The following is a 14898-nucleotide window of genomic DNA, read 5'->3' as shown; positions in this document are numbered from 1 at the left end:
ACCGGACCGGACGGAAGTACCGGTGCCCGCCGTTCGAGGGGGACCCGCAGGTCAGTCCCGGCCGGGGTCCGCGGAGAGCCGCGGGTCGTCGGCGGCGAGGTGGCGGGTCGCGGGACCGTCGTAGCCCGCCAGCACCGCCCTGGGCAGGGGCCCCTTGATGCGCGCCCCGCCCTGGTGCTCCTCCCAGGCGTGGGCGAGGATGCCCACGGAGCGGGAGAGGACGAACAGCCCCCGGGCCAGCTCCGAGGGGAAGCCCAGCGAGGCGTAGACGACCGCGGTGGCGGCGTCGATGTTCATCGGCACGGGGCGTCCGCGCCCCTTGGCCAGCGCCTCCTCCAGCGCCAGGGCGGCCTCCAGCGGTCCCGCGGGGACGAGGCCGTCCTCGACCGCCTCGCGCACCAGGCCCAGGAGCGGGTCGCGGCGCGGGTCGCGCGGGTGGAAGCGGTGGCCGAAGCCGGGTACGTACGCGCCGCGCCCGCGGTACTCGGCGACCACCTCCTCGGCCACCCGCGCCACCGGGGTCCCCTCGGCGACGCGCCCGGCCATCTCCTCCAGGAGGGCGACGCACTGCTGGCCGGCGCCGCCGTGCACGTCCCCGAGCAGGTTGACGCCGGTGGCGACGGCGTTGTTCAGACCCACCCCGCAGCTGGCGGCCATCCGGGCGGCGGCGATGGAGGGCGCCTGGGGGCCGTGGTCCACGGCGGAGACCAGGGCGGCCTCCAGCAGGCGGGAGCGGCGCGGGTCGGGCAGCTCGCCGCGCAGCATGAGCCAGACGGTGTCCACGAACGAGACACGGCCGATCAGCTCCTGCACCGGGTAGCCGCCCGGTTCGATCTCACCGGGGGCGATCCGGATCAGCCCGGTCCGCCACCAGCTGCCGATCTCCTCGTGGGTCATGGACGGCGTGTCGGTCGTGCTCATACGGCTCTCTCCTCGCGCAGTGCGTCGATCTCCCGGTCGCTGAACCCCGTCTCGCGCAGCACCTGCTCGGTGTGCTCGCCCAGCAGGGGCGGCGCCGTGCGCGGACCCAGGGGCGCGCCGTCCACGCGGACGCCACTGCCGAGCACGCGCAGCTCGCGCTCCTCACCGCCGGGGAAGGGCAGCGTGTGCACCAGCCCGCGGTGGGCCACCTGGTCCAGTTCCAGCGCCTGGGCCACGGTCAGCACGCGGGCGGCGGGGACCCCGGCCCGGGCCAGCTCCCCCTCCCACTCCAGGGCGGGCCGGGTGCCCAGGTGTTCCTCCAAGGCCTCGCGGAGGGCCTCGCGGTGGGTCTTGCGGTCCTCGCGCTGGACGAAGCGGGGGTCACGCGCCAGTTCGGGCGCGCCCACGACCGCGCACAGCGCCTCGAACTGCTCCTGCTTGTTGGCGGCGATGTTGAGCGCGCCGTCGGCGGTGGCGAAGGTGCCCGAGGGGGCCGCCGTGGCGTTCTCGTTGCCGATGGGGACCGGCTCCACACCCGCGGACAGGTAGTTGGACACGCCCCAGCCCATGGCGGTGATCGCGGTCTCCAGCATGGACACGTCCACGCTGCTCCCCCGGCCGGTGCGCTCCCTCCTGACCAGGGCGGTGCTGATCGCGAAGGCGGCGGCGAGGCCGCCCAGGACGTCGGCGATGGGGAAGCCCGCGCGCAGGGGGCCGGTGCCGGACGTGCCGGTGGTGCTCATCATCCCCGACAGGCCCTGGATGATCTGGTCGTAGGCCGGGCGCCCGCTCAGGGGGCCGTCGGAGCCGAACCCGGACACCGCGCAGTAGACCAGGCCTGGGTTGATCGCGCTCAGGTCCTCCCAGCCGAAGCCCAGGCGCTCCAGCACGCCCGGCCGGAAGTTCTCCAGCAGCACGTCGGAGCGGCGCACCAGGCGGGTCATGGCCTCCCGGCCGCCGGGGGTCTTCAGGTCCAGGGTCAGGGAGCGCTTTCCCGCGTTCTGGGCCAGGAACGACGCGCCCAGCCCGCGTCCGTTCAGCTCCGCCGAGGCGCCGAGCTGGCGGGCCAGGTCACCGGAGCCGGGGACCTCGACCTTGACCACGTCGGCGCCCATGAGCGCCAGCTGGTAGCCCGCGTAGGGTCCGGCCAGGACGTTGGTCATGTCCAGGACGCGCACCCCCGCCAGCGGCAGGGCCCTCTCCCCGGCCTCGGAGCCGGAGCCTGTGTCGGTGTGGTTGTCGGTCAACGTCTCTCCTGTGTTCCGGGTCCCGCGGTCCTTCCCGAGGGGTCGAGCCCGATGTCGGTGATGCGGCGGGCGGCGTCGACCACCGCCGTGGTGAAGCCCTCCACGGCGGCGTCGGTGAAGCGGGCGGTGGGTCCGCCCACGGCCAGCGCGGCGACCGGCACCCCGCCGGCGGGGCCGTAGACGGGCGCGGCCACGCCGGAGGCGCCCCGCTCGCGTTCGCCGTGACTGACGGCGAACCCCCGGACGCGGGCCAGCTCCACCTCCTCGCGCAGGCGGCTGACGTGCCCGGGGCCGTGGGGGGAGGCGGCGGCCACGCGCAGCAGCAGGGACTCCCCCGCGCCGATGAGCAGCACCTTGCTGGCGCCCCCGCCCCACAGGACCATCTCGTCACCGACGTTGACGACGTGGCGCAGCCGTTGGGGGCCCTCCTCCTTGGCCACGCACACGCGGGTGGCGTCGGCGCGGACGTAGAGGTTGACGGTCTCGGCGGTGTCGGCGACGAGTTCGCGCATGACGGACCGGACGGCCTCGGGCACCTGCCAGACGGCGTGGGCCAGGCGCGACCAGCGCAGCAGGCTGGGGCCGACACCGACCCGGCCGTCGGGGGCCGTCCACAGCAGTCCGCGCTGCTCCAGGGTCGCGACCAGCCGCAGGACCGTGGTCTTGGCCAGGCCGGTGCGCTCCACCAGTTCGCGTGTGGAGTAGCGCTGGTTCCTCTCGTCGAACAGGTCGAGCAGGTCCAGGGCGCGCGCGACGCTGCGCACGGTGCCGCCGGAGTCGCCGTCAGGCATCCCTCCCCCTTCCATTTGGTCCACTAGGTGGTTCACATAGACCGCTGAGTGGAATCGCGCCGTCAGCGTAGCGCAACCCCTCGGCGCACGGCCAGCCCCTCCCCGAAGAGCACCTCCACCGGCGGAACCCGGACTGGCCTGGGCGGAAGGGAAGACCGATACGGGACTGTGCGCCGCAACACACTCGTTAACAAAAGGTTTCGAATCGCCATTGACAGTGATCACGGGGGCTCGCATGATTTCCCAGACCACGAAACGGTCCCGTTGGACCACCTAGTGGACCAGCGGGCCGAAAGGGAGTGAAGGATGAACAGACAGCGGATCCTCCGCGCGTCGGGGGCCGTGGCCACCGCGCTCCTGGTGGGCGCCGCCGCGACGAACGCCGCGCTGTCCGACACGAACGCGTCGGAGGCCCGCGCCAGGATCGACATCGTCGTCCCCGCCGACCCCGGCGGCGGCTGGGACCTGGTGGCGCGCGAGGCGCAGCACTCCCTGCGCGTGAACGACATCGTCGACAACACCCAGGTCCTCAACCTCCCCGGCGCGGGAGGGACCATCGGCCTGGCGCAGACGGTGCGCCGCGAGGGCAGCGCCACGACGCTGATGACCACGGGCACCGTCATGATCGGCGGCATCATCGTCAACGACTCGGCCCAGACCCTGGAGGATGTGACACCCATCGCCCGCGTCGCCGACGACTACGAGGTCTTCGTGGTCCCCGCCGACTCACCGATGGAGGACATGGGCGACCTCGTCGAGGCCTGGCGGGAGGACCCGGGCGCGGTCGCGGTCGGCGGCGGCTCCCTGGGCGGCACCGACCACCTCCTGGCGGGGCTGGCCGCCCAGTCGCAGGGCGTCGAACCCCAGGCCGTCAACTACATCCCCTTCGCGGGCGGCGCGCAGGCGCTCACCTCGCTGCTCTCGGGCAGCCTCGACGTGGGCGTCTCGGGCTACAACGAGTTCAGCGACCAGGTGGAGGCGGGCAACATCCGCGTCCTGGGGGTCTCAGCCCACGAGCGCGTCGAGGGCATCGACGCCCCGACCCTGCCCGAGCAGGGCGTGGACGCGGTGCTGCCCAACTGGCGCGGGTTCATGGCCCCGCCCGGCATCACCGAGGCCGAGCGGGCGGAGCTCACCGCGATCGTGGAGGAGATGGTGCGCACCGACGAGTGGCGCGACACCCTCCAGCGCAACCGCTGGGACGACACCTTCCAGAGCGGCCCCGAGTTCGAGGAGTTCCTCGCGGCCGAGATCGAACGCATCACCGACGTCACCGAGGACCTGGGACTCTCATGAGCCAGCACAGTACATCCACCGCTCCGGGCGGGCCCGGCGCGCGGCCGCCGGAGGAGCGGCGCACCTGGTGGAGGGGGCGCAGCGAGATCTTCGTCGGCCTGCTCACCATCGGCATCGGCGTGTTCGTGGGCGTGCAGACGCTCACCATGCACGTGCCCGACAACTCGGCCTCCCCGGGCCCCCAGCTCTTCCCCGCGATCGTCGCGGTGCTGATGCTCGCCCTCGGCGCGGCCCTGGTCGTCCAGGTGGCCCTGCGCCCCGCGGTGCCCGAACCGGAGGGGGCCGACCACTCCGACGCCGACGCGGGCGTGGTCGGCGACCTGGTCGAGGGACGCGGCCCGGCCGCGGGCGCCCCCGCCGCCCACAGCGACTGGCGCGCCGTGGGCACCGTGCTCGGCTCGGTGGTGCTCTTCGCCCTGCTGTTGCAGCCGGTGGGCTGGCTGCTGTCCGGCGCGCTGCTGTTCTACGGCGTGACCTGGGCCTTCGGCGGCAGGCGCCCGCTGTTCGAGGCCGCCGTCGCGCTGGCCTACTCGTCCGTGGTCCAGCTCGCCTTCGTCGGCGGGCTCGGCCTCAACCTGCCCGCCGGAATCCTGGGAGGGGTGCTGTAAGTGGAGACCCTGAGTCTGCTCGGCGGCGGGTTCGCCGCCGCCCTCTCCCCCGAGAACCTGCTGTGGGCGTTCGTGGGCGTGCTGCTGGGCACCGCCGTGGGCGTGCTGCCCGGCCTGGGCTCGGCCATGGCCGTCGCCCTGCTGCTGCCCGTCACGTTCAAGCTGGACCCCACCGGGGCCTTCATCATGTTCACCGCCGTGTACTACGGCGGCCTGTTCGGCGACTCGACCACGTCGATCCTGATGAACACGCCCGGCAACAGCTCCGCGATCGCCACCGCGATCGAGGGGCACAGGATGGCGCTCAAGGGCCGGGCCTCCCAGGCCCTGGCCACGTCGGCCATCGGCGCGTTCACCGGCGCGGTGGTGGCCACGACGGTGGTGGCCTTCTTCTCGAAGGTGATCATCGACATCGCCCTGCGCTTCGGCCCGGCCGAGTACCTGGCGCTGGCGATCCTGGCCTTCGTCGCCACCTCGGCGGTGGTGGCCCAGTCCATGGTGCGCGGGCTCATCGCGCTCTCCATCGGCCTGGCCATCGCGATGGTGGGCATCGACGCCCAGAGCGGCGCGGCCCGCTTCACCGTGGGCGTCCCCTCCCTGTTCGAGGGGATCAGCGTGGTCACGGTGACCGTGGGCCTGCTCGCACTCGGCGAGGTACTGCACGTGGTCTCGCGCGTGCACCGGGGCGGGGGCGCGGGCGCCAAGCTCATCACCGGCACCGGCACCCCCTGGCTGAGCGGGCGCGACCTGCGCCGCGCCGTCCCGGCGTGGATCCGCGGGCTGGGCTTCGGCCTGCCCTTCGGCGCGATCCCGGCGGGCGGCTCGGAGATCCCGACCTTCCTGGCCTACGGCACCGAGCGCAAGCTCTCCCAGCTCCGGGCGCGCCGGGGCAAGCGGCCCGACGAGTTCGGCGACGGCGCGATCGAGGGCGTGGCCGCGCCCGAGTCGGCCGCCAGCGCCACCGCCGGAACCGCGATGGGTGCGCTGCTGGGGTTGGGCCTGCCGACCTCGGCCACGGCCGCGATCATGCTGGCCGCCTTCCAGCAGTACGGGATGCAGCCCGGCCCGCTGCTGTTCGAGCGCAACGCCGACCTGGTGTGGGCACTGCTGGCCAGCCTGTTCATCGGCAGCGTCATGCTGCTCATCCTCAACCTGCCCTTCGCGCCGCTGTGGGCCAAGCTGCTGCTGATCCCGCGGCGCTACCTGTACGCGGGCATCACCGGTTTCGCGGCGCTGGGCGTGTACGCCGCGTCCTACTCCATCACCGACCTGTGGCTGTTGATCGTCCTGGGGCTGCTCGGGTTCATGATGCGGCGGTACGAGATCCCGGTGGCGCCGGTGCTCATCGCGGTCATCCTCGGTCCGCTGGCCGAGACGGAGCTGCGCCGGGCCCTGGCCATCGGCCAGGGCGACGTGGGGGTGCTCTTCGCGGGGCCGATCACGATCGGGATCTACGCGGTCCTCGTCGCCGCCGTGGCCCTGGTGGCGTTCCTGCGGATCCGCGCCCGCGCGCGTTCGCGCGAGGCGCGGCGCGAGGAGACCGTCGACGCGGGGTGAGCGTCGCGTGCGCGGGGGCCGGTCCGGGGTTGTCGCGGACCGGCCCTTCCCGTGTGCGCGGAGGCGGGCGCACCGGACGGCGGTGTCGGTGACCCGCCGTAGGCTGCGCGCATGGCACGACCCGACGACGCCCCCCGCAGCCCCCTGGACATCCGGCGCTTCGCCGCCCGGGTGCGCGCCGAGTCCGTGGCCCAGAGCTGGCGGCGCGGCCACCGCAACGTCACCAGGCTGGCCGACGCCTACGGCGTGACCCGCGACACCGTCTACTCCGACCTGCGCGGCCAGGGCGTCGATCCGGCCGACCGGGACGCGCCCGTGGAGGAGACCCCCGTCGAGGAGCCCCCGGGGTGCCCGCTGTGCGGTGCCGCAGTCGCCGAGGACGGGTTGCACGACCACGTCAGCGGGCACGGCCACGACGCGCTGGTCTCGTGGATCGTCGAACGCGTCTCCTGATCCGCCCGCGCCGCGGGGGTCAGGGCCGCTCCCCTTCGTCCGCCGGGGTGGGCTCGCCCTCCGCGCGGGGCGCCCAGCCGGTCGCGGCGCCGGAGCCCTCCCCGGTTCCGGCTCCGGAGCCCTCCCCGGGCGCGGGCGCCTCCTCGGGGCGGGGCGCGGCGCCGCGGTGGCGCAGCGACAGCAGGTATCCCAAGCCCAGCACGATGGTGGTGCCGATGGCGGTGTACCAGGTGAAGCCGACCAGGTCGGGCTGGAAGAGGAACAGCCAGACCATGGTGGCCACCGCGACCGCGAAGGAGATCATCGCGTCGAGCTGGCGGGCCCCGCGCACCCACAACCCCAGGAAGAACGCGCCCAGCAGGCCGCCGTAGGTCAGGCTGGCCACGGACAGGCCCAGCTCCACGACCGGGTTGTCGGTGCCGGTGAACATCGCCGCCGCCCCGATGAAGACCAGCCCCCAGCCGAGGGTGAACAGCCTGCCCAGCCGCAGGCCCTGGGCGTCGGTGAGCGTGCGCCTGCTGAACCGCTGGTACAGGTCGGCCATGGTGGAGGAGGACAGCGCCGACAGCGAGGACGACAGGGTGCTCATCGCCGCGGCCAGGATTCCCGCCAGCAGCAGGCCCGACAGGCCGACCGGCAGCCCCTCCACGATGAACGTCGGGAAGAGCTCGTCGGAGTTGGCCAGGCCCATCTCCTCCACCGAGGCGCCCTCGTAGTAGGCGTACAGCGCCAAGCCCACGGTCAGGAACAGCGCGAACTGGAAGAACACCACGACGGCGCTGCCGATCACCGCCTTCTGGGCGTCGCGCAGGCTGCGGCAGCCCAGCAGCCGCTGCACGATGATCTGGTCGGCGCCGTGGGAGGCGGTGGAGAGCAGGGCGCCGCCCAGGACCGCGGTGACCGTCGCGTAGGGGGCCGAGACCGGGTTCGAGGTGAAGTCGAGGAACTGGGTCTTGCCCGCGTCGGCGGCCACCGCCAGGAAGTTCACGTCGAGGCTGCCCGCGATGACCGCCAGGGCGGCGACGCCGCCGACCGCGTACACCGCCATCTGGAGGACGTCCACCCAGACCACGGCCCGGATGCCGCCGACGAAGGTGTACAGGACCGTCACCACGCCCAGCAGCGCGATGATCGCGAAGTAGGACAAGTCGATCCCGTAGGAGTCCAGGATGATCTTGACGGGGATGGCCGCGGCGAACAGCCGCACCCCGTCCGCGAGCAGCCGGGTGAACAGGAACGCGACCGAGGCTGTGCCCTGCATGCCCCGGCCGAAGCGGATGCCGAGGTAGGCGTAGGCCGTGGTCATCTCGCCCCGGTAGTAGCGGGGCAGCAGCACGAAGGCCACGACCACCCGCCCGATCAGGTAGCCGACCGCCACCTGGAGGAACGTGACGTTGCCCAGGTAGGCCACGCCGGGGATGCTGATCACGGTCAGGGCGCTGGTCTCGGTGGCCACCACCGACAGGCACACCGCCCACCAGGGCAGTTGCCGGTTGCCGATGAAGTAGTCCTTGATATCGCGCTGTCGGCCGGAGAGCCTGAGGCCGAGCCAGGCCGATCCCAGCAGGTACACCGCGATGACCACGAGGTCGATTGTCTGCACTGCGCTACTCCGGGTGGTGGGGGGCGGGGGCTTACCGGTCCCGTGCCCCGACGCGCAGGCGCGCGGGGACGGTGGGGTCCTCGTCGGTCACGTCCTCTCCCGGGGCCTCGATACGCAGGCGCGCGGGGACGGTGGGCGCGGGTTCGGGGAGCCGGAGCGGTGAGGCGCCCGGTGTGAGGCGTCCGGCCACAGGCGCGCGGCGGGCTCCGGTGCAGGAGGGCACGGAACCGGGGAGCCCGTGCCAGGTGAGGAAGCCGATCAGCGCGAACAGGTAGGCCTCCTTGGCGTCGCTGTCCAGCCCCAGGGCGTCGAACGCGGCCAGCCGCGCCGGGCTGAGCCGGGCGGCGAGGCGTTCCATGAGGACCGGATTGCGGGTGCCGCCTCCCGAGGCGAGCACCTCGGCCACGCCGTGGGGCCGCAGCGCTTCGGCGACGGTGGCGGCGGTGAGTTCGACCAGGGTGGCCATCAGGTCCGCGTCGTCGGGTGTGCCGGCGGCGCGCAGCGCCGCGTCGAGGTAGCCGGGGCCGAACAGCTCCAGACCGGTGGTCCTGGGCGGGGGCAGGCGGTAGTAGGGCTCGGCGAGCAGGTGTTCCAACAGGGCGGGGTCGGGGCGGCCGGAGCGGGCGAGGGCCCCGTCCGCGTCGAAGTCGGCGCGCCCGCCGCTCACCCGGCGCGCGGCGGCGTCGAGCAGGGCGTTGCCGGGGCCGGTGTCGAAGGCCAGCGGCGGCTGCCCGCCCCGCAGGACGGTGACGTTGGCGATGCCGCCGAGGTTGAGGGCGGCGGTGGGTTCGGGGCGCGCGCCGAGCAGGAGGGCGTCGAGCAGGCTGGCCAGCGGAGCGCCCTGTCCGCCCGCGGCCACGTCGGCCGCGCGCAGGTCCGAGACCACGGGCAGTCCGGTGGCCTCGGCGATCCAGGCGGGCTGGCCCAGTTGGAGGGTGCCGTGGACCGCGGCGCCGTCGGCCCAGTGGAACAGGGTCTGACCGTGAGAGGCCACCAGGTCGGCCCGGCCCCCGGCGAGTTCGCCGACCGCGCGCAGCGCCGCGTCGGTGAACGCCCGGCCGATGCGGGTGTCGAGCCGGCAGACGGTCTCCATGGTCGTGCGGGCCGGGGGGAGGGCGCCGCGGATCTCCTCCCGCAGGTCGCCCGGGTAGGGCTCGGTGCGGTGCCCCAGCGGGGTCAGGAGGACGAGGTCGCCGTCCAGGGCGAAGCGGGCGGCGGCGACGTCGATGCCGTCGGCCGAGGTTCCCGAGGACAGGCCGATGACGATCACGCGGCGCCCGCCCGGGGTCGGCGGGGGTGGGCGGGCGCGTCGGGTCGGGTCCGGGACGCGGTCAGCCCGGGAGGCGGATGCGCGGCCCCTGCCGCAGGCGACACGGGCCCGGCCCCGGGTCCGTGGAGCATGGGCCCGGGCCCGGGTACGGGTTCCCCGGGGTCGGCCGTGGACGCGGGCGGTCCGCTGACGCACCCGGGTCCTGGGGGCACGGGCGGCCTGGGTCCGACCATGGAGGCGGGCGGCCCGAAGACGCGTCCGGAGACGGGAACCCGGAGTCCGAACGCGGGCGGAGGCCGGTCCCCCGGCCGGGTTGCGCGGACCCGACCTGCGGGAAACCCGTGGACACCACCCATGCGACCAACCCTCCCGGTCTCGAACGCGTACCAGCGGTATACCGCGCGTCGCGGTGCGTCAACCGTTCCCCGTGACCGGCACGGCGGTGTCTCCCGGTGCCGGAGAGTTCTCACCGAACTCTTGCCCGCGGCCCGTAACCTTTCGTGTTCGCACGTCCCACGAACCTTCAGGACTCCCGCATGACCCACGCGCCCTCCGGCACCGCCGCTCCGGCGGCCCGGGCCCTCATCGTCGAGGACGAGCCCAACATCCTCGAACTGCTCACCGCCTCCCTGGAGCTGAGCGGCTTCGCCACGCGCGGCGCGCCCGACGCGGGGGCCGCCCTGGCCGCGCTGGACGGGTTCACCCCCGACATCGCCGTCCTGGACGTGACCCTGCCCGGCCGCAGCGGCCTGGACCTGGCCGGTGACCTGCGCGGTGTCGTGCCCGGCCTGCCGGTGCTGTTCCTGACCGCGCGCGACACGGTCCAGGACCGGGTGGCGGGCCTGAGGGTCGGCGCCGACGACTACGTCACCAAGCCCTTCAGCCTGGAGGAGGTCGTGCTGCGGCTGAACGCGATCCTGCGCAGGTCGGGCCGCCGCGGCTCCGAGGGAGCCGAGCCCCTGCGCTACGCCGACCTGGAGCTGGACGAGGAGGGGCACCAGGTGCGCCGCGCGGGCGCGCCGGTGCGGCTCTCGCCCACCGAGTTCGCGCTCCTGCGCTACCTCATGCTCAACGCGGGCAAGGTCGTCAGCAAGGCGCAGATCCTGGACCGGGTGTGGGGCGGGGAGAGCGACGACATCCGCGTCGTGGAGACCTACGTCAGCTACCTGCGCCGCAAGGTCGACGCGGGCCGCCCCGCGCTGATCCACACCGTGCGGGGCGTGGGCTACAGTCTGCGCCTGGCGGCCGGGGGGAACGGGTGAGCGGCTGCCGCGGGCTCCGCTGGCCGCGGGGTCTGGGCGGCCGGATACCCCTGGCGGTGCTGTGCCTGACCGCCGTGTGCCTGGTCGCCTTCGGCGCGGTCGCCACCCTGCTGCTCCAGCACTCGCTGACCGAGGAGGTCGACCACCGGCTGCGGACCCTGCCCGCGCCCCGGCACGCGACCGGACAGGTGGACCCGCCCGTCGGGGCCCAGCCGCCCCCGCTGCCCACCGACCTGCGCACGCTGGTCGTCGACGCCGACGGCGACGTGGTGGACAGCGTGGGCCAGACCGGCTCCGACGACGGCCTGCCGGACGTGTCGGCGGTGACGGCCGAGGAGCTGCGGGCGCGGTCCGGGGAGCCGTTCACGCTGCCCGGCACAGGGGACGAGGGAAACTGGCGGGTGCTGACCACCGCCCGGGAGGACGGCGGGGTCTTCATGACCGCCCAGTCCCTGGCGGGGATCGAGGACACGCTCGACCGGCTCGTGCTTATCGAGGCCGTGACGGGGCTGGTGGCGCTGGCGGCCGTGGGGTTCGGCACCGCGGCGATCGTGCGGTTCCAGCTCCGGCCGCTGCGGGAGATCGAGTCCACGGCGCGGGCCATCGCCGGGGGCGACCTGGACCGGCGGATCCCGCCCCAGGACCCGGCCACCGAGACGGGACGGCTGGGCGCCTCCCTCAACACGATGCTCGGTGAGCTGACCCGGGCCCTGGGCGAGCGGGACCGCGCGGTCGAGACGACGCGGCGCTTCGTCGCGGACGCCTCCCACGAGCTGCGCACGCCGCTGTCCTCGATCCGCGGGTTCGCCGAGCTGTACCGGCAGGGCAGGGGTCAGGGGCTGGTCGCCGAGGACGCCCGGGCGGACCGGTGGATGTCGCGGATCGAGGACGAGGCCGGGCGGATGGGGAGCATGGTGGACGACCTGCTGACGCTCTCGCGCGTGGACGAGGCGCCGCGGCTGGAGCACTCCGACATGGAACTGGTCGCCATCGCCGAGCGGGTGGTGCTCAGCGCCCGGGCCCGGGCCCCGCGCACGCCCGTGGCGCTGGAGGCCGAGGGGCCCGTGCGGGCGGTGGGCGACGGCGACCGGATCCGCCAGGTGCTGGAGAACCTCGTCGGCAACGCCCTGACCCACACACCCGAGGGCACGCCGGTGCGGGTGTCGGTGCGCCGGACCCAGGACCCGCCGCCTCCGGGACCGGCCCGCGCGGGCGCGCTGCCGCCGGGGGTGGCGGAGGTCGCGGTCATAGCGGTACGCGACGAGGGGCCCGGCATCCCCGCCGGGGAGCTGCCCCGGGTGTTCGACCGGTTCTACCGGGCGGACGGGCCCCGCGAGCGGGCCGGGGCCGGGCTGGGCCTGGCCATCAGCGCGGCCTTCGTGGCCGCGCACGACGGCTACGTCACCGCTGAGTCGCCGCCGGGCGGGGGCTGCGTCTTCACCGTGGTGCTGCCGCTGGGCTGACCCCGTGGCGGCGGAGGACGCGCTGGTCCCGCGCAGCAGGCGGCGCTCCCTCGTCCTGGAGGTTCGCGACTCCGTCCAGCGCAACCCGCACGGCCCTGAGCTGACGCCGGGGGCCATCGCCGCCGCGCACCACGTCTCCGTCGGGTACCTGTGCCGCCCCTTCCAGGAGGAGGGCCACAGTGGGAGGGCGGGTTCCGCTGACGGGGCCGGGGGCTTCCCGCCTCCGTGCTACCATCGTCGGCGCAGAGACAACCCGGTCGGCTGCGGGACCAGAAGTGGGAGGTGAGTTGATGTCTGCGGTGAAGGCCGCTGCCCTGCGCGGCGCCCGTTGGACCATCCTCACGTCCCGGGCCCCGGTCTGACCTGACGCTGATCCCCCTGCCAGAGCCCTGACGGCTCGCAGGAGACGGTACTCCGTGCTCATCGGGGCCCCTGTTCTAGGGTCTCTACGTTGTCTCAATCCCTTTCGCGTCATACTCAGCCGTACTCCCTGACGGACTACGGCTGGGACCAGGCGTGCGAACGCGCCTTCTCCCCCCGTCGCGCCGACGGACTGGTCCCGGCCCGCGTCGTCCGGGCCGACCGCGGCTCGTGCGAAACCGTCACCGACACCGGAACCGTCCGCGCGGACATCCCCGGCACCGCGGACCAAAGCGATCCGCTGACGGCACCGTGCACCGGCGACTGGGTGGCCCTGCGCCCCCTCACCGGCGCCGCACCGCTCCTGCACGAGATCCTGGAGCGGCGCACCGCCCTGGTGCGCGCCTCGGCCTCACGAACCTCGCACGGCCAGATCCTGGCCGCCAACGTCGACACCGTCGTGGTGACGGTCTCCCTGGCCGCACCGCTCAAGCACGGCCGCACCGAACGCATGCTCGCCCTGGCATGGGAGAGCGGCGCCCAACCGGTCGTGGTCCTGACCAAGGCCGACGCGTGCGCGGACCCGCCCTCGGCGCAGGAACAGGTGTCGCAGGTGGCCGCCGGTGTGGACGTGCTGGTCACCAGCGCCGAGACGGGGCAGGGCCTGGACGTCCTGACCGCCGTCCTCAACGGCACCGTCGTGCTGCTCGGCCCCTCCGGGGCGGGCAAGTCCACCCTGGGCAACCGGCTACTGGGCCAGGACCTGCTGGCCACCGGCGCCGTGCGTGAGGCGGACGGCAGGGGACGGCACACCACTTCCCGGCGGGAGCTGCTCCCGCTGCCCGGCGGGGGCGTGCTGCTCGACACCCCCGGTCTGCGGGCGATCGGCCTGCACGACGCCCAGGGCGGCCTGGAACAGGCCTTCGCCGAGATCGAGCACCTCGCACAGGAGTGCCGGTTCGCCGACTGCTCACACACGAGCGAACCGGGCTGTGCGGTGCTGGCCGCAGTCGAGGAGGGAGAGATCCCCCACCGCAGGTTGGACAGCTACCACCAGCTACTCCGGGAGAACGCCTACGCCGCCTCCCGCACCGACGCGAGGTTGCGCGCGGGCCGCGAGGCCGCCAGGAAGGACATCACCCGGCACTTGCGTGCCACCTACCGGTTCCGGGACCGCCAGCGGTGAAGGACACCGACAACACCCGCCGAGACGCCGACGGCGACCCGGTGACGCAGGCGTTCCCGGACAGCCTCACCGCCGAGGCGGCCCACCCGCCGCACACCCACGCCGCTGACGCCGACACGGCGCGGGCAACCGGCGGTACCGCACACCAGACGGAAATCGACACGCGGCGCCGGTACGGCGGCGGCTACGACCACGCCACCCGCCTGCTCCGCCCCCACGACGACACCGAGAACGGAACCATGACCACCTGGACCACCCGCCCCGAGACCACCGACGACACCCCCGCCATCCGCGACATCCTCCTGGCGGCCTTCCCCACCGACGCCGAGGCCGACATCGTCGACGCCCTGCGCGCCGACCCCGAGGCGTGGATCGAGGGCCTGTCGATGGTCGCCACGACCTCTGAGGGCACTCCGGTCGGGTACGCCCTGCTCAGCCGCTGCCACGTCGACGGCGAACCCGCCCTCGCCCTGGCCCCGTGCGCGGTGGCGCCCTCCGCCCAGCGCACCGGGGCCGGTTCGGCCGCGATCCGCGCTGCCCTGGGCACCGCCCAGGCCATGGGGGAGAACCTCGTCCTCGTCCTGGGCCATGCCGACTACTACCCGCGGTTCGGCTTCACCCCGGCCTCCCGCTTCGGTATCCGGGCGCCCTTCGAGGTTCCCGACGAGGCCATGATGGCCATGGCCCTGGACGGTGACCGCCCCGTCCCGACCGGCACCATCGGCTACCCCGCCGCGTTCGGGGTCTGACCCGTCCCGTGCCCCCGGGGGTCTCCCCCCGGGGGCGCGGCCGGCTTCCGGGAAGGACCGATCCGGGTTCTGGCGGTGGGAACCCCCTTCGGACCCGGTGCAGGCCCCCGTCCCCCGCCGGGGCCGGCTCGG

At 74.2% G+C, this 14898-nt stretch carries 13 protein-coding genes; 8 read left to right on the top strand and 5 right to left on the bottom strand.

What is annotated here, in order from left to right; translation table 11 throughout:
• Positions 1-51 precede the first annotated feature (51 nt).
• From ACSTA4_RS13535 to ACSTA4_RS13525, 3 genes are read right to left on the bottom strand one after another with little or no spacing between them, the layout of a single operon-like run.
• Positions 52-921 (bottom strand): citryl-CoA lyase, encoded by an 870-nt coding sequence (locus ACSTA4_RS13535; RefSeq protein ID WP_444963843.1) that lies wholly within the window; start codon positions 919-921, stop codon positions 52-54.
• Entirely contained in the window at positions 918-2168 is a 1251-nt protein-coding gene (locus ACSTA4_RS13530) for a CaiB/BaiF CoA transferase family protein (protein ID WP_444963842.1), read from the bottom strand. The genes ACSTA4_RS13535 and ACSTA4_RS13530 overlap by 4 nt, the downstream gene beginning before the upstream one ends.
• A complete protein-coding gene (locus ACSTA4_RS13525; RefSeq protein ID WP_444963841.1) occupies positions 2165-2959 on the bottom strand; it encodes an IclR family transcriptional regulator in 795 nt (264 codons plus the stop codon). Before ACSTA4_RS13525 ends, ACSTA4_RS13530 begins: the two co-directional genes overlap by 4 nt.
• A gap of 306 nt (positions 2960-3265) precedes the next feature.
• Between ACSTA4_RS13525 and ACSTA4_RS13520 the strand changes: the two genes are divergently transcribed.
• The 4 genes from ACSTA4_RS13520 (at position 3266) to ACSTA4_RS13505 (ending at position 6873) form a co-directional block, all read left to right on the top strand.
• The gene (locus ACSTA4_RS13520) at positions 3266-4255 is read left to right on the top strand and encodes a Bug family tripartite tricarboxylate transporter substrate binding protein (protein WP_444963840.1); all 990 of its coding nucleotides are present in this window, start codon (positions 3266-3268) and stop codon (positions 4253-4255) included.
• Positions 4252-4863, top strand: a complete 612-nt coding sequence (locus ACSTA4_RS13515; protein WP_444963839.1) for a tripartite tricarboxylate transporter TctB family protein — start codon at positions 4252-4254, stop codon at positions 4861-4863. Before ACSTA4_RS13520 ends, ACSTA4_RS13515 begins: the two co-directional genes overlap by 4 nt.
• The gene (locus tag ACSTA4_RS13510; protein ID WP_444963838.1) at positions 4864-6420 is read left to right on the top strand and encodes a tripartite tricarboxylate transporter permease; all 1557 of its coding nucleotides are present in this window, start codon (positions 4864-4866) and stop codon (positions 6418-6420) included.
• A 111-nt stretch (positions 6421-6531) separates the two neighbouring features.
• Positions 6532-6873 carry a hypothetical protein gene (locus tag ACSTA4_RS13505; RefSeq protein WP_444963837.1) on the top strand — a complete coding sequence of 114 codons (342 nt, stop codon included), beginning with the start codon at positions 6532-6534 and terminating at the stop codon, positions 6871-6873.
• A gap of 19 nt (positions 6874-6892) precedes the next feature.
• Here ACSTA4_RS13505 and ACSTA4_RS13500 read toward each other — a convergent pair whose 3' ends face one another.
• Together ACSTA4_RS13500 and ACSTA4_RS13495 are read right to left on the bottom strand one after the other, a co-directional pair.
• Positions 6893-8476, bottom strand: a complete 1584-nt coding sequence (locus tag ACSTA4_RS13500; RefSeq protein ID WP_444963836.1) for a sodium:solute symporter — start codon at positions 8474-8476, stop codon at positions 6893-6895.
• A 31-nt stretch (positions 8477-8507) separates the two neighbouring features.
• Positions 8508-9746, bottom strand: coding sequence for an anhydro-N-acetylmuramic acid kinase (locus tag ACSTA4_RS13495; protein WP_444963835.1), 1239 nt, complete (start codon positions 9744-9746; stop codon positions 8508-8510).
• Positions 9747-10282: 536 nt separating this feature from the next.
• On the opposite strand from ACSTA4_RS13495, the gene ACSTA4_RS13490 reads away from it, so the two are divergent.
• From ACSTA4_RS13490 to ACSTA4_RS13475, 4 genes are all read left to right on the top strand, one after another.
• Positions 10283-11008 carry a response regulator transcription factor gene (locus ACSTA4_RS13490; RefSeq protein ID WP_444963834.1) on the top strand — a complete coding sequence of 242 codons (726 nt, stop codon included), beginning with the start codon at positions 10283-10285 and terminating at the stop codon, positions 11006-11008.
• The gene (locus ACSTA4_RS13485) at positions 11005-12471 is read left to right on the top strand and encodes a sensor histidine kinase (RefSeq protein WP_444963833.1); all 1467 of its coding nucleotides are present in this window, start codon (positions 11005-11007) and stop codon (positions 12469-12471) included. The genes ACSTA4_RS13490 and ACSTA4_RS13485 overlap by 4 nt, the downstream gene beginning before the upstream one ends.
• A gap of 451 nt (positions 12472-12922) precedes the next feature.
• Complete coding sequence (rsgA, locus tag ACSTA4_RS13480) at positions 12923-14017, top strand: ribosome small subunit-dependent GTPase A (protein WP_444963832.1); 1095 nt, start codon at positions 12923-12925, stop codon at positions 14015-14017.
• Between the two features lie 239 nt (positions 14018-14256).
• Positions 14257-14766 (top strand): GNAT family N-acetyltransferase, encoded by a 510-nt coding sequence (locus ACSTA4_RS13475; protein WP_444964167.1) that lies wholly within the window; start codon positions 14257-14259, stop codon positions 14764-14766.
• Positions 14767-14898 lie beyond the last annotated feature (132 nt).

The organism is Nocardiopsis sp. M1B1 (assembly GCF_052466615.1).
Note: the sequence above shows the minus strand (reverse complement) of the source record. Positions and strands in the feature narration are given on the sequence as shown.

Coding starts and splice junctions, on each gene's coding strand:
- ACSTA4_RS13505 (WP_444963837.1), top strand. CDS start 6,532: ATGGCACGACCCGACGACGCCCCCCGCAGCCCCCTGGACATCCGGCGC.
- ACSTA4_RS13515 (WP_444963839.1), top strand. CDS start 4,252: ATGAGCCAGCACAGTACATCCACCGCTCCGGGCGGGCCCGGCGCGCGG.
- ACSTA4_RS13525 (WP_444963841.1), bottom strand. CDS start 2,959: ATGCCTGACGGCGACTCCGGCGGCACCGTGCGCAGCGTCGCGCGCGCC.
- ACSTA4_RS13535 (WP_444963843.1), bottom strand. CDS start 921: ATGAGCACGACCGACACGCCGTCCATGACCCACGAGGAGATCGGCAGC.
- ACSTA4_RS13520 (WP_444963840.1), top strand. CDS start 3,266: ATGAACAGACAGCGGATCCTCCGCGCGTCGGGGGCCGTGGCCACCGCG.
- ACSTA4_RS13475 (WP_444964167.1), top strand. CDS start 14,257: ATGACCACCTGGACCACCCGCCCCGAGACCACCGACGACACCCCCGCC.
- ACSTA4_RS13490 (WP_444963834.1), top strand. CDS start 10,283: ATGACCCACGCGCCCTCCGGCACCGCCGCTCCGGCGGCCCGGGCCCTC.